At 63.8% G+C, this 15,664-nt stretch carries 11 protein-coding genes, 2 tRNA genes and 2 pseudogenes; 6 read left to right on the top strand and 9 right to left on the bottom strand.

The features are described 5' to 3' along the window. Window positions 1-129: 129 nt before the first annotated feature. Window positions 130-203, bottom strand: a tRNA-Phe gene (locus tag ACSFC5_RS19800). Between the two features lie 224 nt (window positions 204-427). On the opposite strand from ACSFC5_RS19800, the gene ACSFC5_RS19795 reads away from it, so the two are divergent. From ACSFC5_RS19795 to ACSFC5_RS19785, 3 genes are all read left to right on the top strand, one after another. Then, window positions 428-874 (top strand): DUF7344 domain-containing protein, encoded by a 447-nt coding sequence (locus tag ACSFC5_RS19795; RefSeq protein ID WP_440766931.1) that lies wholly within the window; start codon window positions 428-430, stop codon window positions 872-874. A gap of 510 nt (window positions 875-1,384) precedes the next feature. Next, window positions 1,385-2,179 (top strand): hypothetical protein, encoded by a 795-nt coding sequence (locus ACSFC5_RS19790; protein WP_440766930.1) that lies wholly within the window; start codon window positions 1,385-1,387, stop codon window positions 2,177-2,179. Window positions 2,180-2,264: 85 nt separating this feature from the next. After that, the gene (locus ACSFC5_RS19785) at window positions 2,265-2,441 is read left to right on the top strand and encodes a hypothetical protein (protein WP_006087788.1); all 177 of its coding nucleotides are present in this window, start codon (window positions 2,265-2,267) and stop codon (window positions 2,439-2,441) included. Between the two features lie 116 nt (window positions 2,442-2,557). Here the strand turns inward: ACSFC5_RS19785 and ACSFC5_RS19780 are convergent, their stop codons facing one another. Continuing rightward, a complete protein-coding gene (locus ACSFC5_RS19780) occupies window positions 2,558-3,358 on the bottom strand; it encodes a hypothetical protein (RefSeq protein WP_440766929.1) in 801 nt (266 codons plus the stop codon). 144 nt (window positions 3,359-3,502) lie between these two features. On the opposite strand from ACSFC5_RS19780, the gene ACSFC5_RS19775 reads away from it, so the two are divergent. Further along, window positions 3,503-5,290 (top strand): ABC transporter ATP-binding protein, encoded by a 1,788-nt coding sequence (locus ACSFC5_RS19775; protein ID WP_440766928.1) that lies wholly within the window; start codon window positions 3,503-3,505, stop codon window positions 5,288-5,290. Window positions 5,291-5,398: 108 nt separating this feature from the next. On the opposite strand, the gene ACSFC5_RS19770 is transcribed toward ACSFC5_RS19775, so the two are convergent. Together ACSFC5_RS19770 and ACSFC5_RS19765 are read right to left on the bottom strand one after the other, a co-directional pair. Beyond that, the gene (locus ACSFC5_RS19770; protein WP_440766927.1) at window positions 5,399-8,608 is read right to left on the bottom strand and encodes a PAS domain S-box protein; all 3,210 of its coding nucleotides are present in this window, start codon (window positions 8,606-8,608) and stop codon (window positions 5,399-5,401) included. 274 nt (window positions 8,609-8,882) lie between these two features. Further along, a tRNA-Val gene (locus ACSFC5_RS19765) sits at window positions 8,883-8,956 on the bottom strand. Between the two features lie 60 nt (window positions 8,957-9,016). Between ACSFC5_RS19765 and ACSFC5_RS19760 the strand changes: the two genes are divergently transcribed. Together ACSFC5_RS19760 and ACSFC5_RS19755 are read left to right on the top strand one after the other, a co-directional pair. Continuing rightward, window positions 9,017-9,511, top strand: a complete 495-nt coding sequence (locus ACSFC5_RS19760; RefSeq protein ID WP_440766926.1) for a DUF192 domain-containing protein — start codon at window positions 9,017-9,019, stop codon at window positions 9,509-9,511. A 92-nt stretch (window positions 9,512-9,603) separates the two neighbouring features. Further along, on the top strand, window positions 9,604-11,547 hold the full coding sequence (locus tag ACSFC5_RS19755) for an ABC transporter ATP-binding protein (protein WP_440766925.1): 1,944 nt from the start codon (window positions 9,604-9,606) through the stop codon (window positions 11,545-11,547). A gap of 48 nt (window positions 11,548-11,595) precedes the next feature. On the opposite strand, the gene ACSFC5_RS19750 is transcribed toward ACSFC5_RS19755, so the two are convergent. From ACSFC5_RS19750 to ACSFC5_RS19730, 5 genes and pseudogenes are all read right to left on the bottom strand, one after another. Continuing rightward, entirely contained in the window at window positions 11,596-12,444 is an 849-nt protein-coding gene (locus tag ACSFC5_RS19750) for an ABC transporter permease subunit (RefSeq protein WP_440766924.1), read from the bottom strand. Next, on the bottom strand, window positions 12,441-13,412 hold the full coding sequence (locus ACSFC5_RS19745; RefSeq protein ID WP_440766923.1) for an ABC transporter ATP-binding protein: 972 nt from the start codon (window positions 13,410-13,412) through the stop codon (window positions 12,441-12,443). Before ACSFC5_RS19745 ends, ACSFC5_RS19750 begins: the two co-directional genes overlap by 4 nt. 135 nt (window positions 13,413-13,547) lie before the next feature. Continuing rightward, window positions 13,548-14,180, bottom strand: a complete 633-nt coding sequence (locus ACSFC5_RS19740) for a TetR/AcrR family transcriptional regulator (RefSeq protein WP_440766922.1) — start codon at window positions 14,178-14,180, stop codon at window positions 13,548-13,550. A 96-nt stretch (window positions 14,181-14,276) separates the two neighbouring features. Further along, window positions 14,277-14,621: pseudogene (locus ACSFC5_RS19735) on the bottom strand (DUF5789 family protein); the annotation flags it as partial. A 411-nt stretch (window positions 14,622-15,032) separates the two neighbouring features. Then, window positions 15,033-15,629 (bottom strand): annotated as a pseudogene (locus ACSFC5_RS19730) (phosphatase PAP2 family protein); the annotation flags it as partial. Window positions 15,630-15,664: the final 35 nt, after the last annotated feature.

The raw sequence follows: 15,664 nt of genomic DNA, 5'->3' as shown, positions 1-15,664 counted from the left end.
CGCCTCCCGAATTTGAACCGGAGGAAGACATTCCTGCTCGCTTCGCTGCGCGGGCTGTGACTTTCAGGGTTCAGAATCCGTCCGGCGTCAGTTTCTGCACCCGCTCGCTACGCTCGCGGGTTTGAAACATGCCGCCTCCCGGATTTGAACCGGGGACAGCTCGATCTTCAGTCGAGTGCTCTCCCAGTCTGAGCTAAGGCGGCTCACTCACACATCCGTCGATGGTATAAAAAAGGATTTCGAATCGAAGTTGCCGTTCGTGTGAGTATCACCCACGGTGAATTCTTCGGGCAGTAATTCCCGGTAGGAACACGTATCGAACAATAACGGGGAGAATACGGTCACGTTCATGACCCATTGATCGGCGTCTGTTGGATTTCGGGATATTCAAGACACCCTTTTCCGGGCTGGCGAGTAATATCGTGTTATGGAAGCACTTACCTCGAGTCAGGAGGATCAAGAACTCTCTGCTGACACCATCCTCGAGTTGCTTGCTAACCGTCGCCGCCGATACCTCCTCTACGCGCTGCGCGGACAAGACGGCCCGATCGAGCTATCGACGCTGGCCGAACAGGTCGCCGGCTGGGAACACGACGTCCCGCCGGACGAAGTCGCCAAAAACGAGTACAAGAGCGTCTACGTCTCCTCGGTGCAATGTCACGTTCCGAAACTGGCCGATGCGGGTGTCGTCGATCACAACGAGGACAACCACACCGTCGTCCTCTCGGAGAACTTCACCCAACTCGAGCCGTACCTCCGCGTCGTCGTCAAGGACGAACCGGAAAACTCGACGCTCCACGCGGCCCTCACACGGGAGTCCGGTGACGGCCTGCTGGGACAGATCCGAGAGAACGTCGCCCGACTCAAACACTAAGGCGTGGCATACGGCTGGACGGCGACGAGCAACGACAGTTCAACTCGGGGCACGGGGACCGCTTTTCTGACGCGAGACCAGAGGTTCGACACTGTTCGGGTCAGCAGCCACGACCGCCGTCGCGACCGGTATCTACGGCCGGGAGCGATTCCTGCGGATCGGAAGCGTCCACTGTGAGCGTATCCTCGAGTTACCGAACTCGAAGGGGGCGCTTCGCGTCAGTAATCCCCAGTTCTCGACCGTGGGTGGAAGGTAATGGAAAGCTATGGTGTGAGCGGGAGCGACAGTGGTGGACGGTCGCTCTCGACGAGCGTCACCGGCCACTCTCAAAATGTTCGTATGCACTGGAAACAACAGTGGACATGATTATCACGGACCCATTACTGACGTCGTAAAGCCGCGTAGCCCCGCAAAATGGCTCGAGATCCCCACGTGTGGGAACTACTCGGACGTGCAGCCTCGACGGCGCGGTCAGAGGGACCGCACGAGCTGTACCGACGAAGCCTTCCGGTGTACAGACGTCGACGGGATCGGCTCTGTCGACGGCTGCTGTCTCGAGCCGGGGGCATTCCTGCCGGACGGACGTATCTCCGAGCGCGACGGCGACTCGATCCCGAGTCGATCACGGACGCGGATCCATTCGTCCGACTATGGATCGATCCGGCCCGAATCGATCGACAGGTCCGAACGCCGTCGAAACGCTGGGGACGAGTCGACGGTGGGGACTGGGATCGGGACACGGTCCCGTTCGGAGAGACGGCTGCCTACAGAAGCGTCGAGGCACACGTCGATCGGGGCGTTCCCTGGCGAGAAACGGCCGAGTTCGAGCAATATTGCGATCGACTCGCGGCCGGCGAGCAGCCGAAAGGCTGTGCGACCGAGACCGAACTCGAGGCGCGATTCGAGGAACTCGACGCGATCTACGAGCGAATCACGACCGACGGCTACCGCTCGCAGCCGGAACTCTGGGCCGACCGGCCCGACTACCAGCGAGACGTCTTCTACAAGTGGGATCGGACGCTCGATCCGCGGCTCGACGAGATCACGGTGAGCATCGGCAGGGACGGAACGGTGTTACACGGCGACCGCGGCGATCACCGACTGGCCATCGCGAAACTGCTGGACCTCGAGGAGATTCCCGTACTGGTCCGTCGCCGACACGCACGCTGGCAGTCGATCCGCGACGAACTCTCGACTGAAACGCGACAGTCGGCGCTGACTGCTCGGGCGCGGTCGAACCTCGAGCATCCTGACGTGTGCGAGTTGCACGGATTCGATCCCGATCCGGTTATCAGCGATTACTGAGGTGAATCGAGCGGTATGGGCCGCGTGGTCGCCGTTCAGTCGCGCCTAACTAACCCCCTTCGTCGCGTCGTAACGGGTACGAAGCATGCTCGAGAATCGAGACGACGACGCGTTCAGGCCGGCCCCCGCTGACGCGGAGTGGGATCCGCAGTCGATGTCCGGCGTCGTCGGCGTTCGAATCGCGACGACGGACGACGATCGGCCGTCGTCGACGGAGTGGATCTGGTCCTCGCGGTGGCTGGACCTCGTCGCGAAGCGCTAGCGGTTGGGTGGCAGTCGCGACGACGACGTAGCTCGAGCCTCGCTCGGGCCCGCCAGACGTCTCGATTTCGACGAGCGGTCGTTTTCGTGGGTCAGTTTCGCGAGCACCGAGTCCACTCAGCCGTCGGCCTCGGCCAGATCGCGGAGGTCAGGATGGTCGGGTATTGTCCCCGATCGGGCGCAGCCGTCTCGATAGATCATCCAGTCCCGGTGGCGAACGAGAACGCCCACAGGAATCGACTCGAGGCCCAGCAGTTTCGCGATGGCCAATCGGTGTCGGCCGTTGACGAACAGGAGGTCGCCGTCGCGGCCGACGTCGACGAGCACTTCTTCGGTGACGCCGAGCAGGGAGCCGTAGCCGAGGTCTCGCTGGGAGCGGTAGCCGTCGCGTTCGATCCGCTCGTAGAGCGCATCGATCGCCCCACACCGATCCAAGATGTCCTCGCGTGAGGTCAGACTCCGCCAGGACGGTTCGCCGGCGTCGGCCAGTTCGAGACAGCGCTCGACGAACGGGGTCTCGGTCCAGTCGAGGCCGTCCTCGAAATGCGCGCGCATCGACTCGAAGAAGACGCTCTCGGCGAACCGATCGGCCCGGTACAGGTCGTATCGTTCCCGATAGTCGTCGTCGACGATCGCCGCGTCGTCGGTCCGATCCCAGTCGCCGTCGCGGACGGTGCCGAGCTGTGCCGCTTTCTCGTGATAGGGCGGATAGGGGCGGCCGGTAAACGATCGAACGTCGGCCGGATCGGCCGTCAGCGTCGCGAACGGATCCGGCGGGTGATCGAACGGACCGAAGTCGTCGTCGACCGTTCGGCGAATGTACGCGTTCTTGACCGGCGAGGGGACCTCGAGCGGCAGATCGGCGTAGACGCGCTCTATGGTCCGAACCGGCAGCGACGACCGATCGGGCAGTGACATACGGCGGGAAACGCTCCGGCGGCGCAAAAGGTGGCAGAATCGTTCACGGTCCATAGCCGAATACTACCATCGGGCGTGAACACTCTCTACACGGATAACGTTCCCATAACAATACCGTCTCGAGCAGTAATCCGAATCGAATTCATGTCTACTGAGGATCTCACGCGTCGCGAGAAGCTCCGGGGGTTGTCCCTCGTTGCGACCTATCGCCCGGCACTCACGGTCTTCCTCATCCTCTTCAGCGGGATCGTCGCCGTACTCGAGGGTGTCGGGGTGAGCTTCATCGTCCCGATCATCGAGATGGCGCAGGGATCGGGCGAGGCCGCAGCGGACGACGGACTCGTCGGCGTCTTTCTGACCGCCTTCGAGTTCGTGGGGATCCCCTTTACGCTGGGGTATATCGTCCTGACCGTCAGCGCGGTCATCACCGTCCGGTATCTCGCGTCGTTCGCCGTCGGCTGGATGCGCGTCTGGCTCCGGACCCACTACGTTCGCGACCTCCAGTCTCAGGCTTTCCGGAGCGCGCTCGACGCTCGCGTCGCCTACTTCGACAAGGAGGGATCCGACGACGTCCTCAACGCAATCGTCACGCAGGCGGAGTACGCCGGGAAGGTGATCCGGGACTTCGTTCGCTTCTTCGAACAGGTGCTCCTGATCGGGATGTACCTCGCCATCGCCTTCTACATCTCGCCGCTCATGACCGTCGTCGCCGGGGTCGCCATCGTCAGCCTGACCTTCCTGGTTCGACACGTGCTCGAGGGCGGCTACGACGTCGGCGATCAGGTGGCCGACGCGAACGAGGGGATCCAACAGAGCGTCCAGACGGGAACCCAGGGGATTCGGGACGTGAAACTCATCGGAAAGCACGACGAGATCTACGACACGTTCTCCACCCACCTCGAGCGCTTCACGAACTCGTCGATCAAACTCGGCCGCAACGAGGCCGCGATCGGCTGTGCGTACAACCTCGGGATCGCGGTCATGGTCTTCGGCCTGATCTACGTCTCCATCACGTTCGCGGATATGTCCCTGGGCGCGCTGGCCGCGTTCCTGTTCATCATGTTCCAGCTCGGCCCGCGCGTCAGCAACGCGAACGAGTACTTCTACAAGGTCGAGGGACGCCTCCCGCACCTCGTCCGAACGCAGCAGTTCATCGAGGAACTCGAGGCGAACCGGGATCACGAGGGCGGCGACCGTCCGGTTCCGGAGCCGCCGACGCCGCTGGCGTTCGAAGACGTCTCGTTCTCCTACGAACCCGACGAGCCGGTGTTGGACGACCTCTCCTTCCGCGTCGACGACGGCGAGTTCGTCGCGTTCGTCGGCCAGTCCGGCGAGGGGAAATCGACCATCGCCGCGCTGGTCGCCCGCCTCTACGAGCCCGACAGCGGCGAGATCACCGCCAACGGGGAGCCGATCGACGAGTTCGACACCGACGAGTGGCGCTCGCGACTCGCGTTCGTTCGCCAAGATCCGTACATCTTCAACACGACGCTCCTCGAGAACGTCACCGCCGGGAACGGCGAGGCCACCCAAGCGGAGATCGAAGAGGCCTGCGAGATCGCCCAGGTCACCGAGTTCCTCGACGAACTGCCCGCGGGCTACGACACCGAACTCGGCGACGACGGGGTTCGCCTCTCCGGCGGCCAGCGCCAGCGCATCGCCCTCGCACGGGCCCTGCTCGAGGACGCCGACATCCTCGTGTTGGACGAGGCGACGAGCGACCTCGACGCGAACATCGAACGCCGCGTCCAGGACGGCATTGAATCGATGTCCCGGGAGTACACGATCCTCGCTATCGCCCACCGCCTCTCGACGGTTCGGGACGCGGACCGGATCTACACGCTCGAGGACGGCACCATCGCCGAGCGCGGCGAACACGGGCAGTTGCTCGAACTGGACGGTGCGTACGCGGAACTGTACTCGGCGCAGTGAAGCGGGGTTCGAAGCTCCGATGTTCGAACGGAAGGTGGCGCTCGGTCCGCGTCGGGTCGACGCGACGGTGCGACGGTACCGCGTCGCCCCCTTCGATCGAAGAGCGCCTCACGCTGCCGGAAGCGTGAACGTGAACGTCGTCCACTCGCCGGGTTCGGAGTCGACCCGGATCTCCCCGTCGTGGCGTTCAACGATTCGTTGACAAAGCGCGAGGCCGAGACCCGTACCCGAGTGCTGTTCGCGGCTGTGAAGCCGCTGGAAGACGTCGAAAATTCGCTCTCGGTTCTCCGGGTCGATCCCGATTCCCTCGTCGCGGACCGAGACGTCACAGACCGATCCGTTCCGCTCGGCGGAAACGCACACCTGCGGCGGCGCGTCGCCGCTGTACTCGATCGCGTTGCTTATCAGGTTCTGGAAGACCTGCTGGAGTTGGCTCCGATCCCCGCGGACCCGCGGAAGCGATTCCGTCGTGATCTCGGCGTCGGTCTCTTCGATCTGTATGGCGAGGTTCTCGAGCGTGCTTTCGAGGACGTCGTCCAGATCGATCGGTTCGAACGAGTCGCCTTGCGTTTCGACCCGCGAGTACTGTAACAGCCCCTCGATCATCTCGCGCATCCGTTCGGCCCCGTCGACGGCGAACTCGATGAACTCCGCTGCGTCTTCGTCGAGGGCGTCGGCGTAGCGGTTCTCGAGAAGCTGCAGGTAACTGGTGACCATCCGAAGCGGCTCCTGGAGGTCGTGTGAGGCGGCGTACGCGAACTGTTCGAGGCGTTCGTTGGACGCCTCGAGTTTGTGCTCGTACTCGCGGCGGTCGGTGATATCTCGACCGATTCCCGCGAGAACCACGTTCCCGTCTGGATCCTCGAGCGTCGACGCGACGAATTCGTACGGCATGTTCGTGTGGTCCTCCGTGCGGACTTCCACGTCTACTTGCGTACTCCCGGTGTCGAAGCCCTCTTTGATGGCGGTCGCGATCTTTTCGCGATCGTCCTCAGCGAAGAATTCCAGGACGTGCATCGACCCGATCTCCTCGTCGGAGAACCCCGTTACGTCGCTAATGCTCTCGTTCCACCGTTGAAGGTCGCCGTTCTCGTCGAGAAGGTAAAAGAGGTCGTCGACGGCGTTCAGAATATCGTCCGTGTACTCGTTGTACCGTTTGAGGCGGCGTTCGCGCTCCTGAAGCGCCCGCTCGCGCTCCCTGCGTTCGGTGATGTCGCGAACGACACCGATCTCTTCCCGTTCGTCGCCGGTCCGTACCGTCGCGAAAGTCCCTTCGGCGGGGACGCGATCCCCCGTTGCCGTGTGGATGTCCGCTTCCATGGCCGGTGTACCCGCTCGGGTGTCGCGCGTTTCCATTCGCTCCTGCGATTTCCCGATCGTGGCTTCGTCGACGACCAGCGACGCGTGTGCACCGACGAGTTCCTCGCGGTCGTAACCGGTCAGTTCCGCGTACGCGTCGTTAACCATCGTGAAGTAGCCGTCCTCGTCTTTGACGTAGATGCCGTCGTTGATCGTCTCGACGATCGTTTCGTACTTCGCCAGTTCCCGTTCGCGCGCTACCCGTTCGGTCACGTCGCGGAAGTAGATCGAGAGCCCCGACTCGGACGGATAGACGTTGAACTCGAACCAGGCGTCGAGATCCTCACCGTACACGTCGAAACTGACCGGCTCCTGTGTCTCCATCGCCGTCCGGAACTCTCTCCAGTAGACGCCGGCCGTCGCATCGGGAAACACCGCCGACAGTTCGCAACCGAGCAACTCCTCCTTGGATTGGTGGAGGATCTCGGCGGCCTGGTCGTTGAGGTGGGTGAACCGCCACTCGTCGTCGAGCGCGTAAAACGCGTCGGAGATCCGATCCAAAACCTCGCTCAACTCGGTCTCGAGTTCCGTCTTTCGCTGCTCGAGTTGCTGCTCGCGCTCTTTGAGTTCGGTGATATCCTTCCCGGCCGTGACGACGCGAGCGATCGAACCGTCGGAGCCGAAAAGCGGCGCGGCGTTCAAACGGAACCGCACCCGATTCCCGTTCGGCGGGTCGATCGTGAGCTCCTCGTCGAACACCGGTTCCCCGGTCGCTAGGACCCGGGCGGACGGCGTTTCCTCCGAGGTGATCGGCTCACCGGCCTCGTCATAGAGTTGCCACTCCTCGGTATCGTCGGGTTCGTCGATGAATTCCCGCTCGGAGAGACCGAGGGCGTCTTGTGCCCGCTGGTTCGCCATCACCGTCTCGCCATCGGCGTTTTGCACCGCGATAGCGACCGGTGCGATCTGCAACAGCTGTTCGGTCTGGCTGTACTGGCGGCGAAGCTGCTGTTCGCGTTCTCGCTGTTCGGTAACGTCGTCGACGGACACGACGACCTCGGTACCGTCCCTCGCTCCGTCCTCGAGCGGAACGGCATTGAGCGAGAGCCACCGACGACCGATATCCGGCAGGTCGATCTGACACCGATAGTCGTAGACCGGATCCCCGGTGGCGAGAGCCCGTGCCCACGGCCGTTCGTCGACCGGAACCGGCTCGCCCTCGGCGTCGTATACCGCCCACGAATCGACGTCGTAGGAGGACAGTGCCGATTCTTCGATCCCGAGCCGGTCGAGCATCCGCCGGTTCGCGCGGACGAACTCGCCGTCGGCGCTCAGCACGCAGATACTGACCGGAACGGTCTCGAGGATCTGCTCGATGAGATCGCGTTCCCGCCGTAGCTGCTGTTCGTACTCGTGGCGTTCGGTCATGTTTCGAGTGACCTTCGTAAAGCCCCGGAGCGTGTCGTCGTCGTCGCGGATCGCGGTGATGGTGACGTTCGCCCAGAACCGAGTCCCGTCCTTGCGGACGCGCCACCCTTCGTCCTCGACGCGGCCCGCGTTCGCCGCCGCGTCGAGGTTCCGTTCGGGCACCTGCTCGGCGGCATCGGCGTCGGTGTAGAAGGTCGAAACGTGTTCGCCGACGATCTCGCCCCGCCGATACCCCTTGATCCGTTCTGCGCCTTCGTTCCAACTGATAACGGTACCGTCGGAATCGAGCATGAAAATTGCGTAGTCCTTGACGACGTCCACGAAGGACGCGAACTCCTCCCGCTCAGGCCGTCCGGGGAGTCGACCGGACTCGGACAGCCACCAGACACGTACCCCATCGGCGACCTCTCTGGTCTGCAGGACGCCGCGGTCGACGAGTTCTCGCAAGTTGCGTCGGACAGTCTGCCGCGGACAGTCGAGGGTCTCGGCGACGTCATCAGTCGTGATCGGCGCCGACGGCTGTTCGAGTTGCGTAAAAACACCCCGAACCTCCTCTCGAGTCGCGTCTGGAGCTGAACCGGGGGATCCCATAGACGCATATATCGCCTCTCCCCCATAAACGGTTACCGTTCAACACGATCCCGACTGAGTAGCCTCGTATCCGGATGCACGCACCGACCGGTTCGGACACGAGCGAGTGTCCGACACAGTCGACGGGGCAGTGGGCTCGGGCGGGTTCGAACAACGCGAAGACGGTCCTGCTCGCCTCGCTTCGCTCGGCTGTGCAGGCTGCGACTTCTCTCGTTCGAACCCGCCACTCGCATCACAGTGCCGGCGCTCACGAATTTGTTCGCGCCAGCAATAGTGGGCTCGGGCGGGTTCGAACCACCGACCTCGGCCTTGTAAAGGCCGCGTCATAACCAGCTAGACCACGAGCCCGTATGCCGACCAAATCCCCCCGTCCGAATAACCTTTACTTTCTCGCGCCGCAGGAGGGGTATGGTCCTCGAGCGGGTCTGGAAGTCGCTTCTCCTCCTCGTCGCCGTCTCCTTGGTCGGCCTACTCGTCCTCCAACTGGGACTGATCACCCCGCCCTGGGCCGAGGAGCAAGCCGAGGTCCGCGTCCTCGAGGCCGACACCGGCAACGAACTCGCTGTCGTCGACGCGGCGGTCGCGGACACCCGCGCCGAGCGCTACACCGGGCTGAGCGATCACGACTCGCTCGCCGACGGCGAGGGCATGCTGTTCGTCCACTCGAGCGAGGGCGAGCGAACCTACGTGATGCGCGAGATGGCGTTCGACATCGACATCATCTTCGTCGACGCCGACCGCGAGATCACGTCCATCGAGGCGGCCCGCGCACCCGAGGCCGACGAGGACGGCGAGGACCTCGAGTACACCGGACGAGCCCAGTACGTTCTCGAGGTGCCGCGAGGCTACGCCGACGAGATGGGAATCGAACCGGGCGACGAGATCGAAATCGAGTACCGATGAGCCCCACACGAGAGCGACCGGAGCGCGCTCGGCGGCCGAGATGTTTCGGTTCGTAGCAACCCTTATTGGCAACGGTCCCCGAACCGAACGCAATGGAGGACGTCGACTGGGACGATGACGATCCCTTCGAGGAGCAGCGCGAACAGGTCGAGAGTCCGATGCGTCGCTTGCTCTTCGAGTACGGTCGTCCCTACTGGTTCTCGGCCACCGTCGGGCTGATCTCGAGCGTGCTCGCACGGGCGCTGGATCTGCTGCCCGCACTGTTGCTCGCCGTCGCGATCGACGCGATCTTCGGCGAAGCGGCCTTCGCGGAGCAGGTCCCGCTAGTAATCCTGCCCGAAGCGTGGCTGCCGGCGACGCGCGACGGCCAGTTCTGGTTCGTCGCCGCCGCCATCGCGGGCTCGTTCGCCCTCGGTGCGATCTTCCACTGGCTGCGCAACTGGGGCTTTAACGCCTTCTCGCAGGACATTCAACACGACGTCCGGACCGCGACCTACGACAAGATGCAGCGCCTGGACATGGAGTTTTTCGCCTCGAAGCAGACCGGCGAGATGATGTCCGTCCTGAGCAACGACGTCAACCAACTCGAGCGCTTCCTCAACGAGGGGATGAACTCGGCAACGCGGCTGATCGTGATGGTCGTCGGCATCTCCTTCCTCCTGTTCTGGCTCAACCCGCAACTCGCGCTGGTCTCGCTGGCACCCGTGCCCCTGATCGCGATCTTCACCTACATCTTCGTCAAGAAGATCCAGCCGAAGTACGCCGCCGTCCGCTCCTCGGTCGGGAAAGTGAACTCGCGACTCGAGAACAATCTCGGCGGGATCGGCGTCATCAAGTCCTCGAACACCGAGCCCTACGAGTCAGACCGCGTCGAGGACGTTTCCCGGAAGTACTACGACACGAACTGGGAGGCCATCTGGCTGCGCATTCGATTCTTCCCCGGCCTCCAACTCATTTCGGGGATCGGCTTCGTCCTCACGTTCGTCGTCGGGGGCTACTGGGTCTTCACCGGCACCGCGCCGGGACCGTTCACGGGGACGCTCCAGGAAGGTGTCTTCGTCGCCTTCATCCTCTTCACGCAGCAGCTGGTCTGGCCGATGGCCCAGTTCGGCCAGGTCATCAACATGTATCAGCGAGCGGAGGCCTCGAGCGAGCGCATCTTCGGCCTGATGGACGAGCAGGGGCGGATCGAACGCGACGAGGGGGCCGCGGATCTCGAGGTAACCGAGGGTCGCGTCAAGTACGAGAACGTCGAATTTGGGTATGAACAGAACGAGCGCATCATCGACGACGTCTCGTTCGATGTCGACGGCGGCGAGACGGTCGCGCTCGTCGGCCCGACGGGGGCCGGAAAGTCGACCGTTCTCAAACTCCTCCTTCGACTGTACGACGTCGACGACGGAGCCGTCCGGATCGACGGCCAGGACATCCGCGAGGTTTCGCTGCCGAGTTTGCGCCAATCGATGGGCTACGTCGGCCAGGAGTCGTTCCTCTTCTACGGCACCGTCGAGGAGAACATCACCTACGGCACCTTCGACGCCTCCCGCGAGGAGATCGTCGAGGCGGCGAAGTCCGCTGAGGCTCACGATTTCATTCTGAACCTGCCCGACGGCTACGACACGATGGTCGGCGAGCGCGGCGTCAAACTGTCGGGCGGCCAGCGCCAGCGCGTCGCCATCGCCCGCGCGGTGCTCAAGGATCCCGACATCCTCGTGCTGGACGAGGCGACCAGCGACGTCGACACCGAGACGGAGATGCTCATCCAGCGCTCGATCGACGACCTGACCGCGGAGCGAACAACCTTCGCCATCGCTCACCGCCTCTCGACGATCAAGGACGCCGACCAGATCCTGGTGCTCGAGGACGGGAGTATCGCCGAACGCGGCACGCACGACGAACTGTTAGCAAACGGCGGGCTCTACTCGCACCTCTGGGGCGTCCAGGCCGGCGAGATCGAGGAGTTGCCCCAGGAGTTCATCGAGCGCGCCCAGCGCCGAACCGCCCGCACGGAAGCCAGCACCGATGACGACGACTGATCGACGACGCCGTTATCATCGGTACCGCCACTCAAACCGCGTCGATAGTTAGCTGAGGATCGTCCGATCAAACCGGTAGTAGCCGATCGCGAGCGGAACCAGGATCCAGGCGGCGACGAACACCCAGGCGAACCAGGGCTCGAGGTAGAACGGAACCTCGCCGGCGAGTCGGTCCGCCGGCTGGACGGTCTCGACGCCGGGGATGTCGACGAGCGTCCCGGAGATCACCGCGAGCGGCTCCCAGATGCCGAGCCGTTCGACGAAGAGGTACCAGGTCGGGACGATGGCACCGGGGAGTTCGCGCTCGAGTAGCCAGTAGATCGCCATCGGAACGGCCCACCAGAGCCAGTCGGTAACGATGTAGATACCGAGCACGCCGGCGACCGCTTTCGCGCGGGTGCTGACGCTTGCGGAGACGCCGACGGCAAGGGAGACGTACACCAATCCGATGAGCACGGAGAACGCGAGGAGACTGACGTAGGTCACGACGTCGAAGCCGTCGTAGAGGATTACGATCACGATGCCACCGACGACGAAGCCGATTACCGTCGGAACGGCGACGACGGCGGCCCGGCCGAGCACTTTCCCGACGATCACGTCGAGACGGGTGTTCGGCAGGCCAAGCAGGAACCGAATGCTCCCGGACTCGCGTTCGCCGACGATCGCCTGATAGCCGACGACGAGCCCGATGATCGAGATCATCGTCACGACCACCGTAAAGAGGAAACTCAGCGCTTCGTCGAACCCGGGGGCCGGTCCCTGGCCGGAGGTGTGAATGAGGTGCGGAATCGACGAGATGCCGGCGACGAGAAGGATCATCAGCGCAGAGAGGATCCAGAGCATCATCGATCGGCTCGCGTCCGAGAAATCCTTGCGAGCGATCTGCACCCAGCTCATGCGTCGACCTCTTCGAGAGCCGATTCGGCTCGAGACGCTCGCGCGTCGCCGCGGGTCGCCCCGTCGCCGGTGGTGAACGCGGCGAACAGATCGTCGAGCGAGTGGTCCTCGGCGGTGATGTCGGCGATAACCCCGCCCGCGTCTTCGACCGTGTTGATGACGACGGCCTTCGACCGCGGGTTCGACACCGACGTCACGATGTCCGTGCCATCGACGCGGACGTCGAGGACGCCGTCGACCGGCTCGAGTCGTGACACGATCCCGTCGGGAACGGCGTCGACGGTCAGGATGAGCCGGGATTCGTCGTCGAACTGGTTTTTCAGCGCGTCGATCGAGTCCTCGGCGACGAGTCGGCCGCCGCTCATGATCCCGACGCGGTCGCAGATCGCCTCGACCTGCTCCATGATGTGACTCGAGAAGAACACCGTCGCCCCGCGGTCGAGTTCTTCCTGAATGATCGCACGCATCTCGCGGGCCCCGTTGGGGTCGATCCCGGAGGAGGGCTCGTCGAGGATGAGTAACTCGGGTTCGCCGACGAGAGCCATCGCGAGCGCAACGCGCTGTTTCATCCCCGTCGAGAAGCCGCCGGCCTTGCGGTCGGCGGCGTCAGAGAGTCCGACGCGTGCGAGGAGTTCGTCGGGGTCGTCCGCCGCTCCCTTGGTGTCGATGGCGAACTGGACGTGCTTTCGGGCGGTCAGACGGTCGTACATCCCGAAGTCCTCCGGGAGCACGCCGATCGACTGGCGTATCTCGAGCGACTCGTCTTCGATGTCGTAGCCGAGTACCGTTCCCGAGCCCGACGACGGCGGCGTGAAGCCGAGCAGCATGTTGATCGTCGTCGATTTCCCCGCGCCGTTCGGGCCGAGAAAGCCGTAAGCCTCGCCGTCTCGGACGTGAAGGTCGAGCGACTCGACGGCGACGACGTCACCGAACCGTCGGCCGAGTGCGCTGGTTTGGATAGCTGTCATTCGATCACTCCTAGTTTACCAAGCGGGAAACAGCATAACGGTACCGATTAGTTCGGTGTGAAATCAATGGTCGAGCCGATCCGTAGAATCAGACGACCGGGTTCGAGAGAACTCGGCGAACGCCTTCTCGAGCGGTTAGTTCGCTTCGGACGATGGACTCGCGGAGTTCAACTGGGCGATGACGAGCCGATCGATCATCTCCCGCGTTTCCACGAGTGCGGCGTCGTTGCCGAGAAAAATCTTCTTGCTCTGTGCGCCGGTGATGAGGTCGTCGAGAACCTTCGCGAGTCGGAGGGTATCGACGTCGGCGAAGACGCCCTGTTCGACGCCATCCCGCATGATCGAATCGAAGTGAGCGACGAGTTCGTCGGTCAGACGGTTGATCTGTTCCTGATGGTCGGGGTTGTGGTGGGACTGCCCCATGATTTCGTAGAGCGCGGTCGCGAACGTCCAGTAATCGAAGTCGTCGGACGGTTCGCCCAACAAATGACGATCGATCTCGTCGTTCAGTTTCGCCAGCGGATCGTCGCCCGCCGAACTGTCCAGTTCCTCGGAGAAGTGGTCGACGAGGTACGAGAGCGTCTCGGTCACCAACTCGTCTTTCCCGTCGAAGTAGTGGTGGATGAGCTGGCGACTCTTCGGAAATTCGGCGTCGATATCTCGAACGCGGAGGTTGACGTATCCGTTTTTAGAGAGCGCAACGAGGGTCGCCTCGATGAGTTCCTCGTACGTATCGGGCGGAATCGACGGAGAGTTTGTCGCGGTCATGTCGGGCGAGCGTGACCTGGGTCTAGACGCTGAACCAACTTGAACTGATCACCTTACACACGTGTCTTCGACGACGAACCTGCCCCAACCGGGGGCTTAGAACGATTCCTGGCCTTCCTGGTCGTCCTGATCCGGTGCGCCCTCGTCCTGGCGGTCCTCGCCCGTTGCGGGGGGCGTGCGGTCGCTGTAGTTCTTCCGACCGATGGCCTCGTCGCCGACCATGTTCATGATCGCCTGCTCGACCTCGCCGTAGTCCCGGTACTCGTCCTCGTTCAGCGGGCCGATGACGTCCTCGAGCGTCGACGTCTCGCCTTCCATTTCGATCTCCTCGTTGCCGTACTCCTCGAGCAGTTCGTCCTCGCTCATCGGGTAGTCCGCGGACTCGAGTTCGTCGCCGAGCTTGCCGAGTTCGACGCCGAGCTGTCGGTTGTCGTCGGTCATACGAGAACTGTTGGCGAGGCGTCGGAAACCGGTTGGCCCTGCGTTCGCCACTCGCGAGGGCCGGCGGGAGCCAGAGGCTCGTCGGAACCAAACCACCGCCGGCGCGACGACGAGCGCACCGAGCCCGGCGGCCGGACCGACCGACTGCAGCCCGCCACCGACGACGATAACACCGACGAGGAAAGCGAGCGCGATCGTCGCCGACTCCGCGTGGTAGGCGGGCCGTGCCGGCGAGAGCCGACCGGAGCGAGGACGGGCGAGCGACCAGACCGCCAGACCGCCGGCCGCGAGCGCGGCGTACGCCACCGATCGACCCGCGCCGCCGCTGACGGCCATCGCGACGAGCGCGAGGCCCAGCGCAACCCCGAAGGCGGTCGTCGTGCGATCGACTGGCGACCGCTCGAGCAGCCACCAGACCGCGGCGAGATAGCCGACTCCGACGGCGATGCCGGCGACGATATCGCCGGGGTAGTGGACGGCGAGGATGACCCGCGAGAGACTCACCGCGAGTGCGAGGACGGCAGCGACCGCGAGTCGGCTGCGACGCCTACCGATCGGGATCGCCAGCGCCAGCGCTCCGTAGGCGACGGTAGCTCCGACCGCGTGGCCGCTTGGAAAGCCGTAGCCGCCGAGGGTCACCGTCGAGACGTACGTCGACTCGAGCGCCGTCGGCAGCGTGCTGGGCGTCGCCGCGACGAGTTCCGGCCGAGGTAACGCGAAGAGATACTTCAGCGCGGTCATCGCGGCCAGCCCGCCGACGACGACGCCCACGAGCCAGACGGCGGGCGCGCGATTGGCGTTCGCCGGGATCGAGTCTGCCTCCGAACCCGCATCGGATCGCTCGAGTCCAGCGACCGTTCCTCGCCACGTCAACAGCCACGACGCCACGATCGCGATCGAAATGAGGGTCGCGACGTCGCCGAGGCGGGTCACGAGTGCAGCGAGCAGGAGCAGCCATTCCGGAACGGAGCCGTGGAGGGCCTCGAGAACGTCGCCGCCGCGATACATGGCGTCGAATTCCACGCACCGCCGGATACCGTCGG

It is taken from the genome of Natronorubrum marinum, assembly GCF_052040125.1.
Lineage (GTDB): Archaea > Halobacteriota > Halobacteria > Halobacteriales > Natrialbaceae > Natronorubrum.
This window is presented reverse-complemented; position numbering and strand designations above follow the sequence as displayed.